At 71.7% G+C, this 11,835-nt stretch carries 10 protein-coding genes; 7 read left to right on the top strand and 3 right to left on the bottom strand.

All coding sequences use genetic code 11. The features are described 5' to 3' along the window. Window positions 1–81: 81 nt before the first annotated feature. Both DN051_RS17815 and DN051_RS17810 read right to left on the bottom strand, forming a co-directional pair. Window positions 82–852 (bottom strand): ECF subfamily RNA polymerase sigma factor, BldN family, encoded by a 771-nt coding sequence (locus DN051_RS17815; RefSeq protein WP_053764165.1) that lies wholly within the window; start codon window positions 850–852, stop codon window positions 82–84. A 668-nt stretch (window positions 853–1,520) separates the two neighbouring features. Beyond that, window positions 1,521–2,432: an HAD family hydrolase gene (locus DN051_RS17810; protein WP_079002218.1), complete on the bottom strand. Its 912-nt coding sequence runs from the start codon at window positions 2,430–2,432 to the stop codon at window positions 1,521–1,523. A 114-nt stretch (window positions 2,433–2,546) separates the two neighbouring features. Here DN051_RS17810 and DN051_RS17805 point away from each other — a divergent pair, with 114 nt between their 5' ends. The 7 genes from DN051_RS17805 (at window position 2,547) to DN051_RS17775 (ending at window position 10,971) form a co-directional block, all read left to right on the top strand. Beyond that, window positions 2,547–2,825: a glutaredoxin family protein gene (locus tag DN051_RS17805; RefSeq protein WP_053764167.1), complete on the top strand. Its 279-nt coding sequence runs from the start codon at window positions 2,547–2,549 to the stop codon at window positions 2,823–2,825. Window positions 2,826–3,074: 249 nt separating this feature from the next. Continuing rightward, entirely contained in the window at window positions 3,075–3,836 is a 762-nt protein-coding gene (locus DN051_RS17800) for a redox-sensing transcriptional repressor Rex (RefSeq protein ID WP_053764168.1), read from the top strand. Beyond that, window positions 3,833–5,551, top strand: coding sequence for a glutamyl-tRNA reductase (locus DN051_RS17795; RefSeq protein ID WP_112439059.1), 1,719 nt, complete (start codon window positions 3,833–3,835; stop codon window positions 5,549–5,551). Before DN051_RS17800 ends, DN051_RS17795 begins: the two co-directional genes overlap by 4 nt. Next, window positions 5,548–6,507 carry a hydroxymethylbilane synthase gene (gene hemC / locus DN051_RS17790; RefSeq protein ID WP_053764170.1) on the top strand — a complete coding sequence of 320 codons (960 nt, stop codon included), beginning with the start codon at window positions 5,548–5,550 and terminating at the stop codon, window positions 6,505–6,507. The genes DN051_RS17795 and hemC overlap by 4 nt, the downstream gene beginning before the upstream one ends. After that, window positions 6,504–8,210, top strand: coding sequence for a bifunctional uroporphyrinogen-III C-methyltransferase/uroporphyrinogen-III synthase (locus DN051_RS17785; protein ID WP_053764171.1), 1,707 nt, complete (start codon window positions 6,504–6,506; stop codon window positions 8,208–8,210). Before hemC ends, DN051_RS17785 begins: the two co-directional genes overlap by 4 nt. Window positions 8,211–8,345: 135 nt before the next feature. Next, window positions 8,346–9,338, top strand: coding sequence for a porphobilinogen synthase (gene hemB, locus DN051_RS17780; RefSeq protein ID WP_053764172.1), 993 nt, complete (start codon window positions 8,346–8,348; stop codon window positions 9,336–9,338). A gap of 136 nt (window positions 9,339–9,474) precedes the next feature. Beyond that, on the top strand, window positions 9,475–10,971 hold the full coding sequence (locus DN051_RS17775) for a polysaccharide pyruvyl transferase family protein (protein WP_112439058.1): 1,497 nt from the start codon (window positions 9,475–9,477) through the stop codon (window positions 10,969–10,971). Window positions 10,972–10,995: 24 nt separating this feature from the next. On the opposite strand, the gene DN051_RS17770 is transcribed toward DN051_RS17775, so the two are convergent. Then, the gene (locus tag DN051_RS17770; RefSeq protein WP_112439057.1) at window positions 10,996–11,820 is read right to left on the bottom strand and encodes a DUF4253 domain-containing protein; all 825 of its coding nucleotides are present in this window, start codon (window positions 11,818–11,820) and stop codon (window positions 10,996–10,998) included. Window positions 11,821–11,835 lie beyond the last annotated feature (15 nt).

Below are 11,835 nucleotides of genomic sequence, written 5' to 3'. Positions count from 1 at the left end.
ACTGATGGTGAGTTGGGGATTGCGGAGTGTAGGGATTCGGTACGCGCGAGCGGCCGTTCGGCGCGGCCGCGCGTGGGGTCGTCAGCGCGCGTCGTCCGGCAGGAGCCGGGCGAGGGTGCGCACGGCGCGGTACTGGAGGGTTTTGATGGCGCCCTCGTTCTTGCCCATGACGCGGGCCGTCTCGGCGACGGAGAGGCCCTGGAGAAAACGGAGTGTCACGCACTCCTGCTGCTGCGGGTTGAGTCGCCGTACGGCGTCCAGGAGGGCGGCGTTGGAGAGGGACTCCAGGACGGAGTCCTCGGGGGAGCGCTCGACCTCGTTGGCGTCGAGCATCTCGCCGGTGGTCACTTCGAGACGGAAACGGCTCGACTTGAAGTGGTCGGCGACGAGGTTGCGGGCGATGGTGACGAGCCAGGCGCCGAAGTCGCGGCCCTGCCAGGTGAAGGTGCCGATTCTGCGCAGGGCGCGCAGAAAGGTCTCGCTCGTGAGGTCCTCGGCGGTCGCCCGGCCGCCGACTCGGTAGTAGATGTAGCGGTAGACGGTGTCGCTGTACTGGTCGTAGAGGCGGCCGAAGGCGTCGGCCTCGCCGGCCTGGGCGCGCTCCACGAGGTCCATCATCCGGGCGCTGTCGCTGTCCGCGGCCGGACGGCGCGCGGTGGCCGCTCCGGTCGAGCGCCCGCGTCTGCCGACCGCGGCGCTGCCGTCGGCCAGTGCGTAGCACGGGCCCAGCGGCGCGGCGGTGGCGAATGCGGGGACGGCGTACGCGGTGGGGACGAAGCTGCGCAACAGGTCTTGGACCCTTGCGCGCAGCGTAGCCAGGCCCGAGGCGTCAACCCCGACGTGTGGGTACACGGGACTCCCAGAGGCAGAGCTTCCATCACGTGCAGTGCGGGACCTTTCACCCGTCGTAGCGACGGAGGGGTACCGGTTTGCGTCTGAGGAGAATAACGCTTCGTACAGGCGCCGCTACGCCCAGTTGCTCAAATCATCGATTACGTCGCTTCTGTAACCGAATGACGGCCGGTCAAGTGCCGCAGAGTGATCACTTATTGATCGAATCGGCCCGCCTTCCGGGTCGGTCGGGGGCGTGTTGTGCCCGGGTGAGGGCACCGGGACTGGTTGGGGGGTTGTGTGGGTACGGAGGTCTGGATCGGCCCGTGTTGCTCGCGCGCCAGACGTGATCAGCGTGATCGGCGTGCGGGGTGGGCCGGGCGTGGCGCGCGGGTGCGGGGCGGTCCGAGAGGGACCGGAAGCGGACAGCGCTGTGCCGCCCCGCGGGTCGGTGGGCGGGGCGTGGTGGCGCCGGGCGCCTGAGCGTGTGGGGCGTGTCGGGCGAAGGGGCGGCATGTCACGCCGGGTGACGCGTGCGGGCCGGGCCTCGCCGCGGGGCCGGGCGCGGCCCGTGAGGCGGCGCCGCCTGCGACGCCGGGCGCGGCGCGTTGTGCCGAGCCACGCGGGGTGGGGCCGGGGTGACCTGCGGAGTCCGGTGATGTGGCTTGCCGGGGGCGGACCCGTCGGGGTCAGCGACGGCGGCGGTGGAGGGCGATGGCGGCCGCCGTGCCGCCGGCCACCGCGCCCACGCCCGCTGCCGCGGGGATGCCGACCTTCGCGGCTTTGCGGCCCGTGCGGTAGTCGCGCAGGCGCCAGTCCTTCTCCCGGGCGTGTTTGCGGAGTTTGCTGTCGGGGTTGATCGCGTAGGGGTGGCCGACGAGGGAGAGCATCGGGATGTCGTTGTGCGAGTCGCTGTAGGCGGCGCAGCGGGGCAGGTCCAGGTCCTCCGCCGCGGCCAGGGCGCGGACGGCCTCCGCCTTGGCGGGGCCGTGCAGGGGCTCGCCGACGAGCTTGCCCGTGTAGACGCCGTCCAGTGACTCCGCGACCGTGCCGAGCGCGCCCGTCAGGCCCAGGCGGCGGGCGATGACCTGGGCGATCTCCACCGGCGCCGCCGTGACCAGCCACACCCGCTGGCCGGCGTCCAGGTGGGCCTGGGCGAGGGCGCGGGTGCCCGGCCAGATGCGCTCGGCCATGTACTCGTCGTAGATCTCCTCGCCGATGGACTGGAGCTCGGCGACCCGGTGGCCCTTGACGATGGACAGTGCCGACTCGCGGACGTCCTGCATGTGGTCCGGGTCCTCGAAGCCGGCCAGCCGGAACCACGCCTGCTGCCAGGCGAACTTGGCGAGCTCGCGGGTCTCGAAGAACTTCCGCTTGTACAGGCCCCGGCCGTAGTGGAACAGCGCGGCGCCCTGCATCACGGTGTTGTCCAGGTCGAAGAACGCGGCGGCCTTGTCGTCACCGTGTACCGGGAATTCCGGCTCCGCGCCGGGCGTGTCCTGCGCGGATTTGCGCGCGGCCTCCGCCGACGCCTCGCCTGCCAACACGCTCCGTGCCGTGGCGGAGCGCCTACGGGGAGTGAGCCATCCGAGAGAGGCCATGCGGTGAGCATAGCCATTCTGTTCGGTGGTTCCGGAGTCGAGAGGTTGGAAGCCTGTGAACTCTCCACGACCGTGTCGTTAAACAACCGTCCGCGTGGCGGGAGAATGGCGGACATGAGTCCCATCTTTCGGCGGAACGCCGCCCCGGCTCCCCAGGACCGGCTCGTCACGCTCATCCGCAAGCCCGGGTGCCATCTGTGCGACGACGCCCAGATCGTGATCGAGAAGGTGTGCGGCGACCTCGGCGTGTCGTGGGAGCCGAAGGACATCACGCAGGACGAGGAGCTCCACGCCAGGTACTGGGAGCAGATCCCCGTGGTCCTGGTGGACGGCCGGCAGCACACGTTCTGGCGTGTGAACGAGGAACGGTTGCGCAAGGCACTGACCGAGTAGTCCAAACCGGCCCGGAAGTCCCTTAGGATCGACGGCAGATTGGCCTCGGGGGGCGGGGACTGTTGAGGAGAGTGTTCGGTGTTGGCCCCCGTGTTGACCCTGAGGAAAGGGCGCGTGACCCCGGTCACGTTGGCCGGGCAAATCGGACACAATCTTTGTGCACGCGTTCACAAAGACATAGCCTGCATTCGACGGGGCGGTCCGGGAACGTTTGACCGCCCACAGCCCCGCTCTACCCGCAGGAGCACCGTGGCAACTGGCCGAACTCACCGACCGGCGACCCGCAGCCGAGGGATTCCCGAGGCCACCGTCGCCCGTCTTCCGCTGTACCTCCGAGCCCTCACCGCGCTCTCGGAGCGCTCGGTTCCCACGGTCTCGTCCGAGGAACTCGCGGCGGCGGCGGGAGTCAATTCCGCGAAGCTGCGCAAGGACTTCTCCTACCTGGGCTCCTACGGGACGCGCGGTGTGGGGTACGACGTCGAGTATCTCGTCTACCAGATCTCCCGTGAACTGGGGCTGACCCAGGACTGGCCGGTCGTGATCGTCGGTATCGGTAACCTCGGCGCCGCGCTCGCCAACTACGGCGGGTTCGCCTCCCGTGGCTTCCGGGTCGCCGCGCTGATCGACGCCGATCCCGAGATGGCCGGCAAGCAGGTCGCCGGGATCACCGTGCAGCACAGTGACGAGATGGAGCGGATCATCTCGGAGCACGGCGTCTCCATCGGGGTCATCACCACCCCGCCGGGCGTCGCCCAGCAGGTGTGCGAGCGGCTCGTGGGTGCCGGTGTCACCTCCATCCTGAACTTCGCGCCGACCGTGCTGTCCGTGCCGGACGGCGTCGACGTGCGCAAGGTCGACCTCTCCATCGAGCTGCAGATCCTCGCCTTCCACGAGCAGCGCAAGGCGGGCGAGGAGGCCGCGTCCGACGGGGCCGGCCCGGCCGCCGCCGCGCGCAAGCAGTCCGCCGACAAGGGGCCCGACGGGGACGTACCCGCCGTGATGCCGGCATGAGTCTTCTCGTTGTCGGGCTGAGCCACCGCAGCGCTCCGGTCAGCGTGCTGGAGCGGGCGGCACTGACCGCGGACGGCCAGGTCAAGCTGGCCCAGGACACGGTCGCCGCCGAGCCGGCCGCCGAGTCCGCGGTCCTGGCCACCTGCAACCGGATCGAGCTGTACGCCGACGTGGACAAGTTCCACGCCGGTGTCGCCGAGCTGTCCACGCTGCTGGCCCAGCACAGCGGGGTCGGCCTGGAGGAGCTCACGCCCTACCTGTACGTGCACTACGAGGACCGGGCCGTCCACCACCTCTTCTCGGTGGCCTGCGGGCTCGACTCGATGGTCGTGGGCGAGGGACAGATCCTCGGTCAGATAAAGGACTCGCTCGCCCGCGCGCAGGACCTGCACACCGCGGGCCGGCTGCTGAACGATCTGTTCCAGCAGGCCCTGCGGGTCGGCAAGCGCGCCCACTCCGAGACCGGTATCGACCGCGCGGGCCAGTCCCTGGTCACCTTCGGCCTGGAGCAGCTGGCCGCCGGCGAGGACGTCGAGAAGTGGGCCCGCGGCAAGCGTGCCCTGGTCATCGGCGCGGGTTCGATGTCGTCGCTGGCCGCCGCGACGCTGGCGCGCGCCGGGGTCGCCGAGGTCGTCATCGCCAACCGCACGCTCGACCGCGCGGAGCGTCTCGCGCAGATCCTGAACCAGGCCGACGACACGAACGTGTCCGCCCGGGCGGTACCGATGGACGCGGTACGGGCCGAGCTGACACGTGCCGACGTGGCCGTCTCCTGCACCGGCGCGACGGGGCTCGTCCTCACGGCCGACGAGATCGCCGCCGCGATCGAGGGCCGCACCGGCCCGGCCGTCGCCCCGGAGGACGACGAGGACGGCCGCGAGGGGCCCGGTACGGCGCCGAAGGCCGAGCCGCGGCAGACGCCGCTGCCGCCTGCCGGTGTCGGCACCGAGGACGGCTGCCCGCTGGACCTGACGGCTCCGGGCTACCCCGTGCTGGGTGAGGCCGCCGTCGCCGGGATGGACGCGGCGACCCTGGAGCAGCACGCCGCCTGGGCCGGGAGCAGCGCCGTCGACCGGCGTGAGGCCGCCCGCCGTACGCCCGAGGCCGAGACGGGGCTGATCAGCGCGCTGGCCGCGACCGCGGCGAGCATCGGCCGGGTGCCGGAGCTGCGCAGGCCCGACCCGGTCGCCGAGGTGCCCCGGCCCGAGCCGGTGCTCCATCTGCTCGACCTGGCCATGCCGCGCGACATCGACGCGGCCGCGCACCGGCTGACCGGGGTGCGCCTGGTGGACATCGAGTCGCTGGCCGAGGCCTCCGCGGACGCCCCGATGGCGGCCGACGTGGACCAGGTCCGCCACCTCGTCTCCGACGAGGTCGCCGCCTTCGGCGCGGCGCTGCGGGCCGCGCACATCACGCCGACCGTGGTCGCCCTGCGGACCATGGCCGCCGACGTCGTCGCCGGTGAGATCGCCCGGCTCGACGGCCGGCTGCCCGGTCTCGACGACAAGCAGCGCGGCGAGATCCGGCAGGCCGTGCACCGTGTGGTGGACAAGCTGCTGCACGCGCCGACCGTACGGGTCAAGCAGCTCGCGGCCGAACCCGGCGGCGCCGGGTACGCGGACGCGCTGCGGACCCTGTTCGACCTCGACCCCGAGACGGTGGCCGCCGTCTCCCGCGCCGAGGACAGCACCGAGAAGAACCGAGGGTCACAATGAGTGACAAGGCACTGAGGCTCGGGACCAGGCGCAGCAAACTCGCCATGGCCCAGTCCGGGCAGGTGGCGGATGCCGTGAGCCAGGTGACCGGACGGCCCGTGGAGCTCGTCGAGATCACCACGTACGGCGATGTCTCCCGCGAACACCTCGCGCAGATCGGTGGCACCGGTGTGTTCGTGACCGCGCTGCGCGACGCCCTGCTCAGGGGCGAGGTGGACTTCGCGGTGCATTCCCTGAAGGACCTGCCGACCACGCAGCCCGCGGAGCTGGCGCTGGCCGCCGTGCCCGAGCGCGAGGACCCGCGGGACGTGATCGTCGCGCGGGACGCGCTGAAGTTCACCGATCTGCCGCGCGGCGCGCGCATCGGCACGGGGTCGCCGCGCCGGATGGCGCAGCTGAACGCGTACGCGCGCGGCCATGGGCTGGACATCGAGACGGTGCCGATCCGCGGCAACGTCGACACGCGCATCGGATACGTGCGTGACGGCGAGCTCGATGCCGTCGTGCTGGCCGCCGCCGGACTGAACCGGATCGGCCGCGGCGACGAGGTGACCGACTTCCTGTCGGTCGACACGGTTCTGCCCGCCCCCGGCCAGGGGGCCCTGGCGATCGAGTGCACCGCGGACGACGCGGACCTGATCGCCGCGCTCGGTGAGCTCGACGACCCTCTCACCAGGGTCGCCGTGACCGCCGAACGATCACTGCTCGCCGCCCTGGAGGCCGGTTGCAGCGCCCCTGTGGGTGCTTTGGCCGACCTGCTGGCCGACGGGCAGACTGTCAAGGAAATGCGCCTGCGCGGCGTCGTCGGTACGACCGACGGCTCCTCGCTGGTGCAGCTGTCCACCACCGGTCCCGTGCCCGAGTCGCACGACCGGGCAGTGGCACTCGGCCGCGAACTCGCCGCCGAGATGCTCGCCCAGGGCGCGGCCGGTCTGATGGGGGAGCGAGCACATTGAGCCCCACCACCCTTCCCGCCGCCGGTCCGGAACACGGGCACGTCACCTTCCTCGGTGCCGGACCCGGGGATCCGGGACTGCTGACTCTGCGCGCCGTCGAGGCGCTGGCGAACGCGGACGTCCTCGTCGCCGAGCACGATGTGCTCGATGTCGTACGTACGCACGCCAGGCCTGGCGTCGCCGTCGTGAACACGGAGCCGGGTTCTTCCTCGGACGCCGTTCCGGGCACAGGCGCGCCTCAGCTGACGGTTGTTGACGGCGCGTCAACAACCGCTGCGGTCCCCGCGGTGCGGGATGCCGCACATCTTGTCATGGAGGCCGCGCGAGGCGGCAGGCGGGTCGTCCGTGCGGTGTCCGGGGATCCGGGACTTGATACGTACGCGGCCGACGAAATGCTCGCCTGCGCCGCGGCCGGTGTTCCCTTCGAGGTGGTGCCCGGTGTCGCGGCCGCGGTCGGCGTGCCCGCGTACGCCGGTGTGCCGCTGCGCGACGCGCAGGGCGCGGACGTGCGGTTCGTGGACGCCCGGACGGCCTCCGACCGGTGCTGGACCGAGGTCGGGGCGTCGGACGGTACGGTCGTCGTGTCGACGACGCTGGACGCGGTGGCCGCCGCCGCCGGGGAGCTGGTGTCGGCGGGGCGCAAGCCCGACACCCCGCTGACGGTGACCGTCGCGGGTACGACGACCCGGCAGCGGACCTGGAGCGCCACGCTGGGCACGATCGCGCAGACGCTGAAGCAGGCGAAGGTGCTGCCGTCCCCGGAGGGCGGCCGACCGGTGATAGCCGTGGTCGGTGAGCGCTCCGCCGCCGCCCAGCGCGACCAGTTGTCGTGGTTCGAGTCCAAGCCGCTGTTCGGCTGGAAGGTTCTCGTGCCGCGTACGAAGGAGCAGGCGGTGTCGCTCTCCGACCAGCTGCGGTCCTACGGGGCCGTGCCGCACGAGGTGCCGACGATCGCCGTCGAGCCGCCGCGCACGCCGCAGCAGATGGAGCGGGCGGTCAAGGGGCTGGTGACCGGGCGGTACGAGTGGATCGCCTTCACCTCCGTCAACGCCGTCAAGGCCGTGCGGGAGAAGTTCGAGGAGTACGGGCTCGACGCCCGCGCGTTCGCGGGCATCAAGGTCGCCGCGGTGGGTGAGCAGACGGCCAAGGCGCTGATCGCCTTCGGCGTGAAGCCGGACCTCGTGCCGAGCGGGGAGCAGTCGGCCGCCGGTCTGCTCGAGGACTGGCCGCCGTACGACCCGGTGTTCGACCCGATCGACCGGGTGTTCCTGCCGCGGGCCGACATCGCCACGGAGACGCTGGTCGCCGGGCTGATCGAGCTGGGCTGGGAGGTCGACGACGTCACGGCCTACCGGACCGTGCGCGCGTCGCCGCCGCCGGCGGAGACCCGGGAGGCGATCAAGGGCGGTGGTTTCGACGCGGTGCTGTTCACGTCGTCGTCCACCGTGCGGAACCTGGTGGGGATCGCCGGGAAGCCGCACAACGTGACCGTGATCGCCTGTATCGGTCCGGCCACGGCCAAGACCGCCGAGGAGCACGGACTGCGGGTGGACGTGATGTCTCCCGAGCCGTCCGTGCACAAGCTGGCGGAGGCGCTCGCCGACTTCGGCATGAAGCGGCGCGCCGCGGCGCTGGAGGCCGGGGACCCGGTGACGCGGCCGAGCGAGCGGCGGCCGGGAGCACGCAGGCGCCGGACGACGTGACCGGCGGGCCTGTCACGGGGCCCGGGTGGGCGTGCGGCCCGCCGCCGGCCGCGCCCGCCGCCGCCCGCGGCGGGCTCCGGCGGGCCCGACGCCGCGTCGGCAAAGGCGGGGTGCGGCCGGGCGTAGCGTAGGCGTATGACGAAGTACGGATCCTTTCCCGGTACGCGTCCCCGGCGGCTGCGCACCACTCCCGTGATGCGGCGCATGGTCGCCGAGACCCGTCTGCATCCGGCCGACTTCATCCTGCCCGCGTTCGTGCGGGAGGGTGTGCGCGAGCCGGTGCCGATCGCGGCGATGCCCGGGGTCGTGCAGCACACCCGCGACAGCCTGAAGAAGGCCGCGCTGGAGGCGGTGGAGGCCGGGATCTCCGGGATCATGCTGTTCGGTGTGCCGGAGGAGTCCAAGAAGGACGCGGTCGGTACGCCGGGTACGGACCCGGACGGGATCCTCCAGGTCGCCCTCCGGGACGTGCGCGCCGAGGTCGGCGACGAACTGCTGGTGATGTCCGACCTGTGCCTGGACGAGACCGTCGACCACGGCCACTGCGGCGTCCTCGACGCGCAGGGGCGTGTCGACAACGACGCCACGCTGGAGCGTTACGCCGAGATGGCGCAGGTGCAGGCCGACGCCGGCGCCCATGTCGTCGGGCCGAGCGGCATGATGGACGGGCAGATCGGTGTCGTCCGCGACGCGCTGGACCAGATCGGCCGCGAGGACGTGGCCGTCCTCGCCTACACCGCCAAGTACTCGTCCGCCTTCTACGGTCCCTTCCGTGAGGCCGTCGGGTCCTCCCTCAAGGGCGACCGCAAGACCTACCAGCAGGACCCCGCCAATGTGCGGGAGTCGATGCGGGAGCTGGCCCTCGACCTGGAGGAGGGGGCCGACATGGTGATGGTGAAGCCCGCCGGTCCCTACCTCGACGTCCTGGCGCGGGTCGCGGACGCGGTGGACGTGCCCGTGGCCGCCTACCAGATCTCCGGGGAGTACTCGATGGTCGAGGCCGCCGCGGAGCGGGGCTGGGTGGACCGGGACCGGGCGATCCTGGAGACGCTGACCGGCATCAAGCGGGCCGGGGCGCAGAACATCCTCACCTACTGGGCGACCGAAGTGGCCCGGAAGCTGGCGTAGTCCGGGACCTGCGGCGTGGGCCCGCGTCCGGGGGTCGGAGGAGATCCGAGAGGGCTCGACGGGCGCGGCCCGCGGATTCATCACATCTTCATGACGCAGGCTTCACTCTCCATTTACCCCTCTGTAGGGTCAGCGCGTGAAGCGCATCTTGATACGTTCCGGAAAGAGCCCTTTCAGGGTCGCCGGACCCACGGAATTCATTCAGCAGGACCTGATCGGGACCAATACTGGCAATCTGCTTTTCAGTGATTCCGCGCACAAGATGCTGTCGGCGCCGGACACCGAGGTCACCTCGAACGGGATCCGCACCGACCAGTCCGCCCGCCGGGCGGCCGAGATCAACGAGCAGTACGACGTCTTCGTCGTCCCGCTCGCCAATGCCTTCCGGCCGCAGTTCCAGGCCTCGCTGGACCGGCTGTCCACGCTGATCGAGCAGCTCACCATCCCCGTGGTCGTCTTCGGCGTCGGTGCCCAGACCACCGACGACTACGCCACGGACCGGCTGGGCCCGCTGGCCGACTCCGTCAAGCGCTTCGCGTCCGCGGTCCTGGAGCGGTCCGCGTCGATCGGTGTCCGCGGCGAGCTGACCGCCCGCTACCTCACCGGTCTCGGCGTTCCGGCCGACCGGGTCGACATCATCGGCTGCCCGTCGATGTTCCTGCACGGTGACACGTTTCCCGAGCTGCGGACGGCCGAGCTGACCTCGGCGTCCCGTATCGCCCTGAACCTGTCGCCGAACGCGATCCCGGTCGGCGACATCTCCGGCATCGCCCGGCACGCCTGGGAGAACTACCCGGACGTCACCTACTACGCGCAGAACCTCGTCGACGCCGAACTGCTGCTGTGGGGCGACCTCACCCCCGAGACCGGTGTCGAGGACCCCTTCCCGCTCCAGCTCACCCACGACCTGCTGCGCGAGAACAAGATGCGCATGCCGTTGGACCCGGCGACCTGGATCGCCGAACTGCGCGGCTACGACTTCGCCTACGGCACCCGCATCCACGGCAACATCGCCGCCCTGCTCGCCGGCACCCCGGCGGTCGTGCTCACCCACGACTCGCGCACCCTGGAGCTGTGCCGGTACTTCGGCATCCCGCACCGCCCGCTGTCCGGCCTGCCCGCCGACACCGACCCGCGGGAGCTGTACGAGGGCGCCGACTACTCCGCGATGTTCAAGGGGCACAGCGAGCGGTTCGACCGGATCGTCGCCTTCCTCGACCGCAACGACCTGAAGAACACGTACACCCACGGCGACGGTGGCGCCGCCTTCGACGCCCGCCTCGCCGCGCTCGACCTGCCCGCCTCGATGCCGGTGTGGGACGGCTCCGACGACGGCCACATGCGCTACCGCGTCGCCCGGCTGCGCGAGCGGATCGCCGCGGCCAACGCCCGGATCGACACGCGCGTCAAGGAGAACAAGGAACTGCGCGGCAAGGTGGCCGCCGCCGAGAGGCGGGCGGCCGAGACCGCCCGCCTGCTCGAAGCCGCCCGCGCGGAGCTGGCCGCCACGCGCAAGCAGCTCGGCGTCCTGGAGCGCCGGGTCGGCGGTATCGAGAAGCGGGTGATGGTCCGCCTGGGTCCCGCCCTGCGGCGGCGGGTGCGCAAGATCTCCAGCGGGCCCGGCAAGGACTGATCCGGCCGCCGCGCCCGTCCCGCGTCAGTCCCACCAGAAGGACCAGATCTCCTGGTCGATCAGGTGCTCGGCGTACGCTCCGAGGCCGGGCTCGCTGCTCTGGTGGATGTTGTCCGGGCAGAAGGCGAAGTGCTCGACGGCCACCGCCTCCGCCTCCTCCCGGGTGGTGGGCGGTGCCGCGACCGAGACGATCAGCTGGTCGAAGGTGAGCGCGACGACCCGTATGCCGAAGCGGTCCTCCCACGAGCGGAGGACCGCGCAGAGCCGGGCCACGTCGTTCTCGTGGTTCAGCGGGCCCGACCAGCCGACCGCCGCCGGGATGTCCGCGCTGCGGCGGGCCGGGACGAGCGCGAGGCGCGGCTCCTTGAGCCACGACCCGTCCGTCACGATGAAGTCCGCTATCTCGGCGGCCAGTTCGTCGGCATTCGGATTCCGCGCGGTCCCGGACACCGGCACGGCCGCGAGACCGGGCCACTCGGCACCTGCCCCCTCCTCGCCGCCCTCGGCCTCGTCCGCCGCGCACTCCTCCCAGTACTCCGCGAGGACGTCCTCCGGGTCGTGATCGCCCGGGTACGACACCTCGTCGGGCATCAACTCCCAGCCCTCCGGGCCCCCTTGGCCGCCGCCCACGTCGATCAGCAGCGGAAGCAGCCCGGCCGTCCGCCGGGCCGGCTCCACGCCCGCCCAGTCACCGGTGGCGGCGGCCCGCTCCGCGTGCCACAGCAACGGCTCGGGCCACGGCCCGTCGTCCGTCGTGTCGATCAGTTTCCCGGGCGGGAGAGCCAGACCGAGAGTGCCGCCGGTGGGGTCGGAGACCAGCTTGGGCAGCGCGTTGGGGAGAGTCGCCATGCCGGTGACTGTAGG

Origin of the sequence: Streptomyces cadmiisoli, assembly GCF_003261055.1 — a bacterium.
GTDB classification, from domain to species: Bacteria; Actinomycetota; Actinomycetes; order Streptomycetales; family Streptomycetaceae; genus Streptomyces; species Streptomyces cadmiisoli.
This window is presented reverse-complemented; position numbering and strand designations above follow the sequence as displayed.

Bases quoted from the DNA above. Each gene is read 5' to 3' on its own strand.
- DN051_RS17810 (WP_079002218.1), bottom strand. From the start codon at position 2,432: ATGGCCTCTCTCGGATGGCTCACTCCCCGTAGGCGCTCCGCCACGGCA.
- DN051_RS17805 (WP_053764167.1), top strand. From the start codon at position 2,547: ATGAGTCCCATCTTTCGGCGGAACGCCGCCCCGGCTCCCCAGGACCGG.
- DN051_RS17795 (WP_112439059.1), top strand. From the start codon at position 3,833: ATGAGTCTTCTCGTTGTCGGGCTGAGCCACCGCAGCGCTCCGGTCAGC.
- hemC (WP_053764170.1), top strand. From the start codon at position 5,548: ATGAGTGACAAGGCACTGAGGCTCGGGACCAGGCGCAGCAAACTCGCC.
- hemB (WP_053764172.1), top strand. From the start codon at position 8,346: ATGACGAAGTACGGATCCTTTCCCGGTACGCGTCCCCGGCGGCTGCGC.
- DN051_RS17770 (WP_112439057.1), bottom strand. From the start codon at position 11,820: ATGGCGACTCTCCCCAACGCGCTGCCCAAGCTGGTCTCCGACCCCACC.